Here is a 14974-nt window from a genome sequence, read left to right as displayed (position 1 = left end):
CCGTACCTGTGTTCCCTGTCACGCTTCGTGCTTTTCCGTTCACAGCTCGGGCACTCTTGCCCGAGCGTGTCCGCCTCCGGGTGGACCGTCGTACCCCACTGCGCTCCAACTCGTGGAAAGTTCGACTACGAGCGAAGAGAACCAGGAAGACCCGGTTTCAGCGCGCTCGCCGGAAGGGTGGCGCGCCGATGGCGGTCGTCAGCGAAGGCGACGGGCCCGGGGCGGTACGGTAGCTGTCACCGGTAGTGGCCTCCGAAGTCACACGCCGGACTCTTTGCACGCCTATACGTAACACTGGGACTGTTGTCTGCGATGGCCAATGTGGGGGACGGACTGGATGAGCCGGTCGCCGCTGCTGTTGAGGGTGATCCTCAAGCGGTCGAGCGGTTGCTGGCGGCCATCCGTCCTTTGGTGGTGCGGTACTGCCGCGCTCGGGTTGGCAGGCAGGAGCGTTCGTTCGCTTCCGCAGACGACGTTGCTCAGGAGGTGTGTCTCGCGGTGCTCACGGCATTGCCTTCGTACCGTGATCAGGGCCGCCCGTTCCTGGCCTTCGTCTACGGGATCGCCCAGCACAAGGTGGCCGACGCGCATCGCGCCGCGGCCCGTAACCGTGCCGAACCGGTCGCCGAGGTCCCTGACGAGATCGAGGGTGACGTCGGCCCCGAGCAGCGCGCTCTCCAGGGCGAGCTGAACGAGCGCATGGCGCAACTCCTGCGTGTCCTTCCCGATAAACAGCGTGAGATTGTGGTCCTGCGTGTCGTCGTGGGATTGTCCGCCGAAGAAACGGCGGAGGCCGTGGGGTCCACCCCTGGCGCCGTCCGGGTGGCTCAGCATCGCGCCCTCGCGCGCCTACGTAAGGTTCTGGCCGCTGAGGAGGTGATCTGAGTGACCGATCGCGACCATCGGTTCTCCCCTGGGACCGATCGTGAACTGACGGTCTTCGAAAGAGGGCTGACGTCTTCCGAGGCCGAGTTCGCCGCGGATCTGTCGGCCGTTCAGGCCGATGACGCGCTGCTCGACGCGCTCGGCGGCTCGGACCCGAAAATGGCCGACGACCTCGGTGATCAGGAGCTCAACGCGCTGCTGCTGGCCTGGCGTCGTGACATCGACAGTGAACCGCTCGCGGAACTCGTCGACGTCGACACCGCGATCACCACCGTGAAGACCGCCGCGCTCGCCCGCAAACACGGGGGAAGACGCCGGCTGCTGGTCCCGGTGGCCGCCGCCGCGGCCGTCCTGGCCATCGCCTTCGCCGGTACCGGTCTCGCCGCGAAGGACGCGCAGCCTGGTGACACGCTCTGGGGCCTGACCAAGGTGCTTTACGCCGACCACGCCCGGTCGGTCGAGGCCGCCGCCGCGGTCAAACTCGATCTGGAGAAGGCCAACCTCGCGCTCGCCGGTGGGCGCCTCGACGACGCGCGTAAGGCGCTCGACGAGGCACAGGCCGCGTTGAGCCAGGTGACCGATGAAGAGAACCGCGATCAGCTGCTCGAGCAGCATCGCCAGTTGAGCGCACAGCTGCAGAACCCTGGCCAGCAGCCGCTGCCGCCGGATCAGCAGTTGCCTTCGCGGACCCCGGTCGCGACCACGCCTCAGCTCTCTCCGCAGCCGACCGCTTCGCCGACGTCGCTGCCAGGAGGCGGCAACCCCGGCACCAGTCTGCCGGGCACCACGACTCCCACACCGACTCCGCCGACTTCGACGAGCGAACCGCCTCCGCCGACGACTTCGACGACCCCGCCCGCTTCGGGCAATGACCCCGGTGGCCCGCGTAACGAGCCGTCGCCGGGTGCCGGAGCGCAGGCGCCCGCCGCGGCCGAGACGTCCTAGCATCCTCAGGAACAACCGAAAGGGCCTGGTGAGATCTCTCTCACCAGGCCCTTTCGGTGTGTCTTAGTAAGCGCTCTCGTTCGCCGTGACGCCGTCCGCGAAACCGCGGCAGTAGTCCCAGCTCACGTAGTCACCGGGGTTCGGATCGAACGCCGGCTCGTGCGGCCGCATCCGGCCGTCGGCGAGCAGCTGCTCGAGACTGGCGCGGAGCAGATGCCAGTCGTGGTAGTGGGGTTCGTCGCATTCACCGCAGTCGACCACGATCCCGCGTACCCCGCGCGGTTCGAGAAGCGCCTGGTAGACGGCGAGATCGGAGAGGTCGGCCAGCAACTCGGTGCGCTCTTCGTCGCTGATCGGCTCGTCGAGCCGGTCGGCGTCGTCGATGAACGCGCGGGCCGGGTCGTCCGGGTCATCCGCGAACGGGTCTGGGGGCAACGCATCTTGCGGCACGCCTGCACGCTACCGGGCGCCCACCCGGGCCGAGCGGCCGCCCGGCCCGGATATCATGAGGGGCAGGCCCTCGCCGTGCTGTCACCAGCCACGGCGGCCCCCATAAGTCACCGCTAGGAAGGCCGTTCGCCTGCTATGACCAGCGACAGCGTCACCGCCCCCGTCCCGAGCAAATTCGCCATGCTCGGGCTGACCTTCGACGACGTGCTGCTGCTGCCGGCCGAGTCCGACGTGGTGCCCAGTGCGGTCAGCACCCGCACCCGGCTCTCCCGCAACGTCACCCTGAACATCCCGCTGGTCTCCGCCGCCATGGACACGGTCACCGAGGGCCGGATGGCCATCGCGATGGCCCGACAGGGCGGGATGGGCGTGCTGCAGCGCAACCTGCCGATCGATGACCAGGCGTCCGCCGTCGAGGTTGTGAAGCGCTCCGAAGCCGGCATGGTGACCGACCCGGTCACCTGCTCGCCGGAGGACACCCTCGCCGAGGTCGACGCGCTGTGCGCGCGGTTCCGGATCTCCGGTGTGCCGGTGACCGACGCCGCCGGGACGCTGGTGGGCATCATCACCAACCGCGACATGCGGTTCGAGGTCGACCACACCCGTGCGGTGCACGAGGTGATGACGAAGCTGCCGCTGGTCACCGCGCAGGTCGGGGTCACCGCGGAGGCCGCGCTCGGGCTGCTGCGCCGCCACAAGATCGAGAAGCTGCCGATCGTCGACGGTGCCGGCAAGCTGCGCGGGCTGATCACGGTCAAGGACTTCGTCAAGACCGAGCAGTACCCCAACGCTTCCAAGGACCCCAACGGCCGTTTGATCGTCGGTGCCGCCGTCGGCGTCGGCCCGGACGGGCACAAGCGCGCGATGGCGCTGGCCGACGCCGGGGTCGACGTGCTGATGGTCGACACCGCGCACGGGCACTCCCGCGCCGTCGTCGAGACCGTCGCGCTGTTGAAGAAGGAACTGGGCGACACCGTCGACATCGTCGGCGGCAACGTCGCGACCAGGGCCGGCGCGCAGGCGCTGGTGGAGGCGGGCGCGGACGGGATCAAGGTCGGCGTCGGCCCTGGCTCCATCTGCACCACCCGCATCGTGGCCGGGGTCGGCGTGCCGCAGATCTCCGCGATCTACGAGGCCGACCAGGCGGCGCGCCCGGCCGGGATCCCGGTGATCGGCGACGGCGGCATCCAGTACTCGGGTGACATCGCGAAGGCGATCGCGTCCGGCGCGTCCACCGTGATGCTCGGCAGCCTGCTCGCCGGGACGGCCGAATCGCCCGGTGACCTGATCCTGGTCAACGGCAAGCAGTTCAAGACCTACCGCGGGATGGGTTCGCTGGGCGCCATGCAGTCGCGCGGCCAGGCGAAGTCGTACTCGAAGGACCGCTACGCGCAGGACGACGTGCTGAGCGAGGACAAGCTGGTCCCCGAGGGCATCGAGGGGCGGATCCCGTTCCGCGGGCCGCTCGCGAACGTCGTCCACCAGCTGGTGGGCGGGCTGCGGTCGGGCATGGGTTACGCGGGTGCGTCGACGATCCCCGAGCTGCAGGAGGCGCAGCTGGTGCGGATCACCGCGGCCGGGCTCAAGGAAAGCCACCCGCACGACGTCACGATGACCGTCGAGGCGCCGAACTACACCACCCGGTAGTCCGCCCTCGAGGATATTTACCCATCCGGTTCCGTGCTCGGGAGACTTTGGTCCGCTGATCCAGTCTCCTGGGAGGAACCCGATGTCTTCTCGCTGACCACTCCACGGCGTACTGCGCCGGCCGTCTTCGCCGCCGCGCCGCCCGCGCAGGCCGCGGGGACACCGAGACGTCGCCGGGTGAGCCGTGGAAGCGCACCGAGCTGTACTTCGGCACGACGGCCGGACGGCGGCGAGTTGACCGACGAGGTCGTCACCCCGCGGTTCCCGGACGGGTTCACCGAACTGACCGGGCGCGGGCAGTGGCGCGGGTCGGACGGGTGATCTCTCGGGAGAAGTCGAAGGTGATCGTCGTCGTGTACCCGTTCAGCGAACCGCGAGATCGAGGAGATCCGGACCACCTACAAGAAGACGGTCTCCTCCTGACCCTCCAGTCCCACTCGCCCCACCGGCGCGCCTTTAGCGGGCTAATCGTGAAACTGGTGAGGCAGATGGGGCTGGTGTGACTTCGGGGCCGGTTCGGGTGCCCCGTGCGCAGGTCACCCACGCGGCCTAGCGACAATGGGGTGTAACGGTCGTCGGCGAGAAGGGACTTGACGTGCGGGATCTGGTCGAGATCGGCATGGGCCGCACCGCGCGGCGGGCGTATGACCTCGATGACGTGGAGATCGTGCCGTCGCGGCGCACCAGGTCGTCTTCGGTCGTGTCCACCGCCTGGCAGATCGACGCGTACCGCTTCGAGCTGCCGCTGGTCACACACCCCACCGACGCGATCGTGTCGCCGGGCACCGCGGTGGCTGTCGGCGAGCTCGGCGGGCTGGGCGTCCTCAACGCCGAAGGGCTCTGGGCGCGGCACCCGAACGTCGAGGACGCGATCTTCCGCCTCGTCCGGGCCGCCGAGGACACCGAGGACCCGACCGCGATCGTGCGCGAGCTGCAGGAACTGCACTCCGCCCCGATCCGGCTGGACCTGCTGACCGAGGCGATCAAGACCGTCCGCGAGTCCGGTGTCACGGTGGCCGCGCGGGTCAGCCCGCAGCACGCCGCCGAACTCACGCCGGACCTGCTGAAGGCGGGCGTCGAGATCCTGGTCGTGCAAGGCACGATCATCTCCGCCGAACACGTGCAGCGTGACGCCGAGCCGCTGGACCTCAAGGACTTCATCGGACGCCTCGACGTCCCGGTGATCGCCGGCGGGGTCAGCGACTACCGCACCGCGATGCACCTGATGCGCACCGGCGCGGCCGGCGTCATCGTCGGCCACGGCGCGAGCCGCGGTGTGACGAGCACCGACAGCGTGCTCGGGATCGGGACGCCGATGGCGACCGCGATCGTCGACGCCGCGGCCGCACGCCGCGACTACCTCGACGAGACCGGCGGCCGGTACGTGCACGTGCTCGCCGACGGCGGGATGAGCGTGTCCGGCGACATCGCCAAGGCCATCGCCTGCGGTGCCGACGCGGTCATGCTCGGGGCACCGCTGGCGGCCGCCTCCGAGGCTCCGGGGCAGGGGCTCTACTGGACGTCGGCGGCCGCGCACCCGTCGCTGCCGCGTTCGCGCGTGGCGCTGGGGCCGGACTACGCCGTCGACCTCAAGACGCTGCTCTTCGGGCCGTCCTCGGACGCTGAGGGTGTCGTGAACCTCTTCGGCGCGCTTCGCCGCGCGATGGCGAAGACGGGCTACTCGGACCTGAAGGAGTTCCAGCGCGTCGGCCTGACCGTCCGCCGCTGACGCTCGCTCCCCGCCCCGGATCGCGTTTAGCCCGCTAAACGCGATCCCGGCGGAATGACGTGATCTGGGAGGGCTGGATGACCACCGTGGTCATCCAGCCCTCTCTGCGTGCTCAGCAGATCGCGATTTGCCCGCTAAAGTCGCTCCGGGCGGCGACGGCGAGCGCGGCGATCGTCGCGGCGGAGTGAGCCCATGCGCGCTGGAAGCGGCCGGTGATCTCGTCGTGTGTTCCTGCTCGTCGCTCACATGTCGGCCCCGCGCTGTCCGGGGTCGTCCCAGCGGGGGACGGGCTCGGGGAACGGCTGATCGAAGACCTCGCCGAAGTACCGGGATTCCCACACCGACAGGTGCTTGACCAGGCCGAGCAGGTTGGTCCCGGTCGAGGCCAGGGACGACGGATGTCGTACTCGGGCAGCCCGTCGAGCTTCCGGAGCATCGCCGCGCGGACCACTTGCAGGTCGCTGTGCAGGTGCTCCTTCGCGAAATCATCGACTACGACTACGAGCATGCACCGGTCCCCGCGGCGCGGTCGGCGCGACGGGACAGTTCGGCGAACGCCGCACGTAACTGCGGCGGACCGACCACTTCGATCTCGGTGTCGAAGCGCGCCAGCGCCGCCGCGAGAGCTGCCCACGACCAGGACCCCGTCGCCAGTCTGGTCCGGGCGGCGCCGAGTTCCTCCGCGACACCGTCACCGGCGAACGGCGCCACCTCCGCCGCGGGCAGGTCGAGGATCACCTCGCCGCGGCAGGGCCAGGTGTTCGTGCTCTCGGAACCTGTGAACCGGGCCGACAGGAAGGCGGCCACGTCGCCGCCCGGCACTTCGCGGGCAACGAACCGCGGCCCGGTCGGAACACGTGGTGTCATCCGGTCGGCACGGTAAGTCCGCCAGTCTTCGCGATCGGGGTCCCAGCCGACGACGTACCAGCGCCCGGCCCGCGCCACGAGGTGACGAGGCTGCACCCGGCGGGGCGGATGCGGTTCGGCGTCCTCAGGGCGTCCCGGCGGGCGGTAGTCGAACCGCAGCTCCTCCCCGGCGCGGACCGCGGCGCTCAGCGTGCGCAGGACCCCGGTGTCGGCCTGCGGATCGACGCCGCGCCCGGCCGCGCTGATCTCGAGGGCGTCGACGCGCTGCCGTAGCCGCGACGGCAACACCTGCCGCACGGTGACAAGGGCCCGCGCGGCCGCCTCCTCGATACCCGCGCCCGTCCCGACGGCGATCCGCAGCGCCACGGCGAGCGCGACCGCCTGCTCCTCGTCGAACAGCAAGGGCGGCAGCCGACTGCCCGCTTCGAGCCGGTAGCCGCCGTCGGGGCCTTTGACCGCCTGAACCGGATATCCCAGCTCGCGCAACCGGTCGACGTCGCGGCGCACTGTCCGCTCGCTGACACCCAGCCGCTCGGCGAGCAGGCCGCCCGGCCAGTCGCGGCGGGCCTGCAGCATCGACAACAGTGACAGCAGCCGGCTGGACGTCGTCGTCGAGGAAGCGATCGGCATGTTTTCACCATGGCACAAGTAGCGGACGTTCTTTGACCGGTACCACTGACATCGTGGCTCTTGTCGCCGGAAGCCTCCGGCGCCAGAAATCCCTGGTGAAGGACCGGAAAACCATGTCGCTCAACGCTGTCGCCCATCTGAACTTCCACGGCCAGGCTCGCGAAGCCCTGGAGTTCTACCAGTCGGTCTTCGGCGGGCAACTCACTGTTGTCACCTACGCCGACTTCGGGATGCCCGCCGAACTGCCCGGCGCCGCCCACGTCGTGTTCGGCCAGGTCGTCGCCGACAACGGCTTCCAGGTCATGGCCTACGACGTGCCCGGCGAGCACACGCCCGCGGTCCCGGCCGCCCCGAGCACGCATCGCGAAAACGGCACCACGATCACCAAGGAGCCGTTCTTCCTCTCCGTCCGCGGTGAGAGCGTCGACGAGGTCAGCCCCGTATGGGAGGGCCTCGCCAAGGGCGCGACCGTGATCGAGGCGTTCGGCCCCGCCCAGTGGGCGCCCGCCTTCGGGATGCTCGCCGACCGCTTCGGCGTCACCTGGATCGTCGACGTCGCGCAGACGGGTGGAAGGTGACTGGCCAGTAACTTACCTCTGGTCAGAAGGGGTGGCCGGGGTTACAGTCGAGGGTGTGACTGCCAGTAACACCACCACTGAAGACGACTTCGACTACGACGTGATCGTCGTCGGCTCCGGGTTCGGGGGCAGTGTCGCCGCACTGCGCCTGACCGAAAAGGGCTATCGCGTCGCCGTCATCGAGGCGGGCCGCCGCTTCGCCGACGACGAGTTCGCGAAGACGTCCTGGGACCTTCGCCGCTACGTCTGGGCACCCCAGGTCGGTTGCTTCGGCATCCAGCGCATCCACATGCTCAAAGACGTCATGGTGCTCGCCGGCGCGGGCGTCGGCGGCGGCTCGCTGGTCTACGCGAACACGCTGTACCGGCCCATGAAGCCGTTCTACGTCGACCCGCAGTGGTCCCACATCACCGACTGGGAGTCCGAGCTCGGCCCGCACTACGACCAGGCCAGCCGCATGCTGGGCGTAGTCACCAACCCCAGCGTCACGCCGTCGGACGTCGTGATGAAGGGCGTCGCCACGGACATGGGTGTCCCCGAGTCGTACCACCCGACGCCCGTCGGCGTGTATTTCGGCAAGCCGGGGGAGCGTGCCGAGGACCCGTACTTCGGTGGCGCGGGCCCGGCGCGCACCGGCTGCACCGAATGCGGCGCCTGCATGACCGGCTGCCGGGTGGGTGCCAAGAACACGCTGGTCAAGAACTACCTCTACCTCGCGGAGAAGGACGGCGCGCAGGTCATCCCGCTCACCACCGTGAGCGCGATTAGCCCGCTAAACGCAGGTGGGTACGAGGTGAGCATCAAGAAGACCGGGACCACCTCGCGCAAGTTCCGACACAAGCTCACCGCCGCGCAGGTGGTCCTCGCCGCGGGCACCTGGGGCACGCAGAACCTGCTCCACGGCATGCGTGACACCGCCAAGCTGCCGAAGCTCTCGCCGCGCCTCGGCGAACTGACCCGCACCAACTCCGAGGCCATCATCGGCGCCGCCCGCACCTCGGTCGACGAGGAGCGCAACTTCAGCCGCGGCGTCGCGATCACCTCGTCGATCCACCCCGACGACAACACGCACATCGAGCCCGTCCGCTACGGCAAGGGCAGCAACGCGATGAGCCTGCTCCAGACCATCGCCACCGAAGGCGATTCGGCGGTCCCGCGCTGGCGCCAGGCCGTCGACTTCATGGTCAAGCACCCGGTCCAGACGGTCCGCCTGCTCAACGGCTACCGCTGGAGCGAGCGCACGGTGATCCTGCTGGTGATGCAGAGCCTCGACAACTCCATCACCACTTACACCAAGCGCGGCCTCTTCGGCCGCCGCAAGTACACCTCGAAGCAGGGGCACGGCGAGCCGAACCCCAGCTTCATCCCCGCCGGACACGAAGCCAATCTCCGCACCGCCGAGCGCATCGGCGGGATGGCGGGCGGTACCTGGGGCGAGATCTTCGACATCCCGCTCACCGCGCACTTCATCGGTGGCGCGCCGATCGGCACGGCGGCCGACAACGGTGTGATCGACCCGTACCACCGGGTCTTCAACTACCCTGGACTGTCCATTGTGGATGGATCGGCGATCACGGCGAACCTCGGTGTGAACCCCTCGCTCACCATCACCGCGCAGGCCGAGCGGGCGTTCTCCCTGTGGCCCAACAAGGGCGAAACGGACAATCGGCCGTCGCAGGACCTGCCGTACGCGCGGCTCGAACCGATCGCGCCCAAGAACCCGTCCGTTCCGGCGGACGCACCGGCGGCCCTTCGGCGGTAAGTTGGGGCAGGTGACCGCCTCCGAACGCGCGCACGCCCTGCTCGATCGCGTCCGCGCCCTGCATGACGAATGGGCGCTCGTGGCCCGCGGCCTCGGCGAGGACGCCGTGCACGCCCCGAGCGCGTTGCCCGGTTGGACGAGGGCGCATCTGCTCTCGCACGTCGCGCGCAACGCCGACGGCCTCGGCAACCTCTTGACCTGGGCGAAGACCGGCGTCGAGACGCCGATGTACACCACGGCCACGGCTCGCGACGAGGGCATCGAGGCCGGAGCCGACCGCTCCGCCGCGGTGATCGTCGCCGACGTCGTGGACTCCGGTGAGCGGTTCGCGAACCTGGCCGCGTCCATGCCGGACGAGGCATGGGCCGGTGAGGCTCGTGATCGGCTGGGCAATCGCCTCACCGGTGAGGGAGTGCTGCTCAAACGGCTGTCCGAAACCTCGATCCACCTCGTCGACCTGGACTCCGGTTACGACTTCGACCGGGTCTCCGGGCTGCTCGGCCGGGAGTTCGAGGTGGTGGTGAGCAGCGCGATCGCCTGGTACGGCGACGAACTGCCCGCCGTCCTCCTGATCGCCGTCGACGGCGACGGGACACGGCACGAATGGCGGATGGGCACCGGCGAGCCTGCCAAGGTGACCGGCGCGCCCGGCGACGTCCTGGCCTGGATCACCGGCCGCGCCGACGGATCCACTTTGGACGGCGAAGTGCCGCCGCTGCCGCATTGGCTGTGACTCGGCCGGGTGATCGCGGCAACCCGATCACGGCCCAGGCGTCTTCACAAGTATGAAGTTGGGGCGAAGAAACTTCCTCAAGCTCGCCGGCGCGGCCGCGGCGGGGGCGGCCGCGACGGCGTGCTCTGCCGCGCCTCCGGCACAAGCGCCCAGTTCGGCGCCGGGCGCTTCGCTGCCGCCGAGCACCAGTGTCACGCCGCCGTCCGGGCCGCCGGACTGGGCCGCTCTGCGCGACAAGGTCTCGCTGCTCTTGCCGGGTGATTCCGGCTACGACAACGCCAAACTTGTGTTCAATCCGGCCTTCGACGGCCTCAAGCCCGCCGCGATCGCGAATTGCGCCAAACCGGAAGACGTGCAGGCCGCCGTCGAGGCGGCGGCGAGGCGGGTTCCGATCGCCGCTCGGAGCGGCGGCCACAGCTACGCAGGTTATTCCGTTCCTGACGGCGGCCTGATGATCGACCTCGACGGAATGTCCTCAGTGGACGTTCGCGGTGAACAGGTCGTGATCGGTGCGGGCGCGAAACTCAAGGATGTCTACGCCACGCTCGGTGGCGCTGGCCGTTGTCTTCCTGCGGGGTCGTGCCCCAGCGTCGGCATCGCCGGGTTGACACTCGGCGGCGGAATCGGTGTCTTCGCTCGCAAATACGGGCTCACGTGTGATCACCTGGTGTCGGCGCAAGTCGTCACGGCGGACGGGAAACTCCGGACGGCGTCGGCGGATTCCGAGCCTGAGTTGTTCTGGGCGTTGCGCGGAGGAGGCGGCGGCAACTTCGGGGTCGTCACCTCGTTCACCTTCCGCACCGACCCGTCGCCCTCGGTCGTTTCGGTGTTCTCCCTGCGATTCCCGGCGGGCAGCGCGAACGAGGTCCTCGCCGAGTGGCAACGATGGCTGCCCGAAGCCCCACCGGAGTTGTGGGCGAACGTCGTACTGTCGGGAGGATCTCCGGTCGGTGCCCGGGTTTCCGGCTGCTATGTCGGCGATTCCGCTTCGCTGGCCAGGGAGCTGGACAAACTGACCGGCAAGGTCAAAAGCACGCGTACGGTGAAGCAACTCGACTACCTCGGTGCCATGAAGTACTTCTCCGGCAGTGAAAGCCGTCAGTCCTTTGTGGCCTCTTCACGGATCCTCGGTGAGGTGGTGGATCCCGCGAAGCTGACGTCGATCCTCGACGGCAGGCGGGGAATGGACCTCTTGGTCGACGGTCTCGGCGGTGCCGTCGCCGAAATCGCCCCGGACGCCACCGCGTTCTGGCACCGGAAGGCGATCGGCAGCGTGCAGATCTACAGCCAGGCGGATACGCGTAACCGTTCCGTGGCAACAGATTCCGTTGCCGAGGTGGTGACAGGGCTCGGGCTGAGCGGTGGCTACGTCAACTACATCGACCCCGCCCTGCCCGACTGGATGACGGCCTACTACGGCGACAACGCCGCCCGCCTCAAGCGGGTGGCGAAGACCTTCGACCCGGACAAGGTGTTCGGGTTCGCGCAGGCCGTCACTCCCGCCTAGAGGTCGATGCCGGTGAAGACGGTGACCCGTTCCTCGGTGAGGTCGTGCATCGCGGCGAGCACGCCTTCCCGTCCGACGCCCGATCCCTTGACGCCGCCGTACGGCATCTGGTCCGCGCGGTAGGACGGGACGTCGCCGATGATCACACCGCCGACCTCGAGTTCGGTCGACGCGTAGAAGGCGAGATGCACGTCGCGAGTGAACACTCCGGCCTGCAAGCCGTAGGCGGATTCGTTGACCGAAGCGAAAGCCTCGTCAACACTATCCACAATGGACACGGCGAGCACCGGCCCGAAGATCTCCTCCGCCCAGGCCTTTGTGGACGGTGGGACGTCGGTGAGCACGGTCGGCTCCACCGTCGCGCCGTTCCGCTTGCCGCCGGTGAGGATCTTCGCGCCCGCGGCGACGGCCTCGTCGATCCACGCGACGATCCGCTCCGCGGCGGCCTCGTCGACGACCGGGCCCACGTCGGTGTTCTTGTCGTAGGGATCGCCGGGCTGCTGCGACCGCACCGCTTCCACCAACGTCGGCAGGAAATTCTCGGCGACCTCGCGCTCGACGATCACCCGCTGGACCGCGATGCAGGACTGCCCCGCCTGGTAGTTGCCGAACGTCGCGATGCGGTGCGCCGCGCCTTCGGGGTCCGGCCAGTCGCGAAGCACGACGGCGGCCGCGTTGCCGCCGAGTTCGAGCACGACGTGCTTGCGCGGCGCGGCGTCCGCCAGCGACCAGCCGACCGGACCCGAACCGGTGAACGACACGACCGGGAGGCGGGGGTCCGCGACCAGCGCCGAAGTCTCCTCGTTGCCGAGCGGAAGCACCGAGAACGCGCCTTCCGGCAGGTCCGTCTCGGCCAGGATTTCGCCGAGGATCAGCGCGGAGAGAGGTGTGCGCGGCGCGGGTTTGACGATGATCGGCGCGCCGACCGCGAGTGACGGCGCGACCTTGTGCGCCACCAGGTTCAGCGGGAAGTTGAACGGCGCGATCCCCAGTACCGGGCCGCGCGGGATGCGGCGGGTGATGGCCAGCCTGCCCTCGCCCGCCGGGTCGGTGTCCAGCCGCTGCAGGTCACCGCTGAACCGGCGGGCCTCTTCGGCCGCGATCCGGAACACCGACACCGCGCGCCGCACCTCGGCGTCGGCCCACTTGAGCGGTTTGCCGTTCTCGGCGGTGATGACCTCGGCGATCTCCTCGGCCCGGCCGGCGATGACCCGCGAAACGTGGTCGAGCGCCGCGGCGCGACTGTGCGCCGAGGAACGCCGGAACTCCTTCGCGACGGCTGCCGCCGCACTCACCGCCCGTTCGACCTGCTCCGGTCCGGGCACCGCGACGGTCGCGACTTCACTTCCGTCGAACGGGTGGTGCACGGTGAGCGTCGAAGCGCCCTGTTCGGGGCGGCCGGCGATCCAGGCGGGACGCGGCTCCGGGGTGATCATGTCCATGTGTAACAAGGTATTCCGAGTGGGTGTCCAAGGTGTGAACACCCACTCGACCGAGTCATGGTTTGACGAGCACCTTGAGTGCTTCGCGGTCCGCCATCGCGCGGTAGCCGTCCGGGACCTCTTCGAGCCCGATGGTCCGGTCGAACACCTTGCCCGGCTGGTACCGGCCCTCGACGACGTCGTCGAGCAGTTCGGGGATGTAGTGCCGCGCCGGGGCGACGCCGCCGGTGACGGTGATGTTGCGGCGGAACAGCGGCGGGCCGATCGGGCCCTCGTCGTACTGGGGCACGCCGACCCGGCTGATCGTGCCGCCGGGGCGGACCGCGCCGACGCCCATCTCGAAGGCGGGCTTCGTACCGACGCACTCGAGAACGGTGTGAGTGCCTTCGCCGTTCGTCAGGTCTCGGACCTTCTCGATGCCTTCGTCGCCGCGCTCGGATACGACGTCCGTCGCGCCGAACTCGCGGCCGAGGTCCGTGCGGGCTTGATGGCGGCCCATCAGGATGATGCGCTCGGCACCGAGACGCTTCGCGGCGAGGACCGCGGAGAGCCCGACGGCGCCATCGCCGATGACGGTGACAGTGGTGCGTGCGTTCACGCCCGCCTTGGTCGCGGCGTGGTGTCCGGTCGGGAACACGTCGGAGAGCGTGAGGAGCGAGGCGAGCAGGTCGTCGTCCTCGGTGTGCGGCAGTTTCACCAGCGTGCCATCGGCTTGTGGGACGCGGACGGCCTCGCCCTGACCGGCGTCGACGCCCTTCGCGCCCCAGAAGCCCCCGTGCAGGCAGGAGGTGTGGAGGCCTTCGCGGCAGAACTGACAAGTGTTGTCGGAGTACACGAACGGGGCCACGACCAGGTCACCGGTTTTGAGCGTGGTGACGTCGGAGCCGATGGCCTCGATGACGCCGAGGAACTCGTGACCGATCCGGACGCCGCGGTCGCGCGCGGGCATGCTGCCGTACGGCCAGAGGTCGCTGCCGCAAATGCACGAGCGGACGACGCGGAGAAGGGCGTCGGTGGGTTCGCTCAGCTTCGGGTCCGGGACGGTCTCGACGCGTACGTCGCCGGCGCCGTAGATGACTGTCGCTCGCAAGGCGGGTCCTTTCCTGGGCTCGCCTCAGTATGGGCGCGTCGCGTTTAGCCTGCTAAACGCGCTCCCCGCCCGCGTCGCGTTTAGCGGGCTAAACGCGACGCGCGTAGAGGTCGCGCAGCAGGAGGACCTCGGCGCCGTGGTGGATGGCCTCCCGGTTGATGTGCAGGACGAGCGCCGAGAACGGGTAGTCCGCGTACGGGCCTTCGGCCTCGCCGCAGGGACGTTCGAGGTCTTCGGCGGTGAGGGCGCGGACGCCGTCACGCCAGTGCGCGTACGCGTCGTCGATCTGCTTCAGCGCTTCGGCGGCGGAGGCCGCGTAGGGGAAGGTCTGGTAGTCGACGGGTTCGGCGCCGAAGTGCGACGCGTTCCGCATCGTGAAGACTCCGATGGTGATGTGGGCGAGGCGCCAGGCGATCGTCGTCACCGGAGGCGGTGAGGGCTCCGGATGCGCCCAGTCGATCATCAGGCGGCCGTCCTCCCGAGGACGGATCGACCAGCAATCCTCGACGGGTTCCCAGAAGTATTCGTCGTCGGTGAGGGTGTTTAGCCGGGGACGGAAATGCTGTGTCCAGTGCCAGTCGAGCTGTTCGGAGAGTTGCTCGCTCCAGTCGATGCTCATGTCCCTGGACGGTAGGCCCCGCAGCGGTCAGTCGCTGTCCTGAATCGTGAGGGGGTTGGCGGCGAGGTGACCCGGCCCACCTGGGACGAT

General features: G+C 69.2%; 14 protein-coding genes. 9 read left to right on the top strand and 5 right to left on the bottom strand.

Annotated features, from left to right (window positions below; genetic code table 11):
* Positions 1-312 precede the first annotated feature (312 nt).
* Positions 313-885, top strand: a complete 573-nt coding sequence (locus ACM6LU_RS02145; protein ID WP_414937058.1) for a sigma-70 family RNA polymerase sigma factor — start codon at positions 313-315, stop codon at positions 883-885.
* Positions 886-1830, top strand: coding sequence for an anti-sigma-D factor RsdA (locus tag ACM6LU_RS02140; protein ID WP_414935876.1), 945 nt, complete (start codon positions 886-888; stop codon positions 1828-1830).
* A 63-nt stretch (positions 1831-1893) separates the two neighbouring features.
* Here ACM6LU_RS02140 and ACM6LU_RS02135 read toward each other — a convergent pair whose 3' ends face one another.
* Complete coding sequence (locus ACM6LU_RS02135) at positions 1894-2280, bottom strand: DUF5319 domain-containing protein (RefSeq protein WP_005166667.1); 387 nt, start codon at positions 2278-2280, stop codon at positions 1894-1896.
* A gap of 135 nt (positions 2281-2415) precedes the next feature.
* Here ACM6LU_RS02135 and guaB point away from each other — a divergent pair, with 135 nt between their 5' ends.
* The 3 genes from guaB to ACM6LU_RS02120 all read left to right on the top strand — a co-directional run bounded on the left by guaB (position 2416) and on the right by ACM6LU_RS02120 (position 5656).
* On the top strand, positions 2416-3927 hold the full coding sequence (guaB, locus tag ACM6LU_RS02130; RefSeq protein WP_414935875.1) for an IMP dehydrogenase: 1512 nt from the start codon (positions 2416-2418) through the stop codon (positions 3925-3927).
* Between the two features lie 177 nt (positions 3928-4104).
* Entirely contained in the window at positions 4105-4248 is a 144-nt protein-coding gene (locus ACM6LU_RS02125) for a DUF3574 domain-containing protein (protein ID WP_414935874.1), read from the top strand.
* A 274-nt stretch (positions 4249-4522) separates the two neighbouring features.
* Complete coding sequence (locus tag ACM6LU_RS02120; protein ID WP_076163063.1) at positions 4523-5656, top strand: GuaB3 family IMP dehydrogenase-related protein; 1134 nt, start codon at positions 4523-4525, stop codon at positions 5654-5656.
* A gap of 498 nt (positions 5657-6154) precedes the next feature.
* Here the strand turns inward: ACM6LU_RS02120 and ACM6LU_RS02115 are convergent, their stop codons facing one another.
* On the bottom strand, positions 6155-7153 hold the full coding sequence (locus ACM6LU_RS02115; protein ID WP_414935873.1) for a helix-turn-helix transcriptional regulator: 999 nt from the start codon (positions 7151-7153) through the stop codon (positions 6155-6157).
* Between the two features lie 113 nt (positions 7154-7266).
* On the opposite strand from ACM6LU_RS02115, the gene ACM6LU_RS02110 reads away from it, so the two are divergent.
* The 4 genes from ACM6LU_RS02110 to ACM6LU_RS02095 are packed head-to-tail and all read left to right on the top strand — an operon-like array spanning position 7267 to position 11733.
* On the top strand, positions 7267-7731 hold the full coding sequence (locus tag ACM6LU_RS02110) for a VOC family protein (protein ID WP_414935872.1): 465 nt from the start codon (positions 7267-7269) through the stop codon (positions 7729-7731).
* Positions 7732-7786: 55 nt separating this feature from the next.
* Complete coding sequence (locus tag ACM6LU_RS02105; RefSeq protein WP_414935871.1) at positions 7787-9493, top strand: GMC oxidoreductase; 1707 nt, start codon at positions 7787-7789, stop codon at positions 9491-9493.
* A 10-nt stretch (positions 9494-9503) separates the two neighbouring features.
* Complete coding sequence (locus tag ACM6LU_RS02100; protein ID WP_414935870.1) at positions 9504-10226, top strand: maleylpyruvate isomerase N-terminal domain-containing protein; 723 nt, start codon at positions 9504-9506, stop codon at positions 10224-10226.
* Positions 10227-10278: 52 nt separating this feature from the next.
* Positions 10279-11733: an FAD-binding oxidoreductase gene (locus tag ACM6LU_RS02095; protein ID WP_414935869.1), complete on the top strand. Its 1455-nt coding sequence runs from the start codon at positions 10279-10281 to the stop codon at positions 11731-11733.
* Here ACM6LU_RS02095 and ACM6LU_RS02090 read toward each other — a convergent pair.
* The 3 genes from ACM6LU_RS02090 to ACM6LU_RS02080 form a co-directional block, all read right to left on the bottom strand.
* Entirely contained in the window at positions 11730-13175 is a 1446-nt protein-coding gene (locus ACM6LU_RS02090) for an aldehyde dehydrogenase family protein (protein WP_414935868.1), read from the bottom strand. The genes ACM6LU_RS02095 and ACM6LU_RS02090 overlap by 4 nt on opposite strands.
* Before the next feature lie 55 nt (positions 13176-13230).
* Positions 13231-14265 carry a zinc-dependent alcohol dehydrogenase family protein gene (locus ACM6LU_RS02085; RefSeq protein ID WP_414935867.1) on the bottom strand — a complete coding sequence of 345 codons (1035 nt, stop codon included), beginning with the start codon at positions 14263-14265 and terminating at the stop codon, positions 13231-13233.
* An 88-nt stretch (positions 14266-14353) separates the two neighbouring features.
* Complete coding sequence (locus ACM6LU_RS02080; RefSeq protein WP_414935866.1) at positions 14354-14884, bottom strand: DinB family protein; 531 nt, start codon at positions 14882-14884, stop codon at positions 14354-14356.
* Positions 14885-14974 lie beyond the last annotated feature (90 nt).

Origin of the sequence: Amycolatopsis sp. cmx-11-51, assembly GCF_047608665.1 — a bacterium.
Lineage (GTDB): Bacteria > Actinomycetota > Actinomycetes > Mycobacteriales > Pseudonocardiaceae > Amycolatopsis.
The sequence above is the reverse complement of the archived record's forward strand: the minus strand, read 5'-3'. Positions and strand labels throughout refer to the sequence as shown.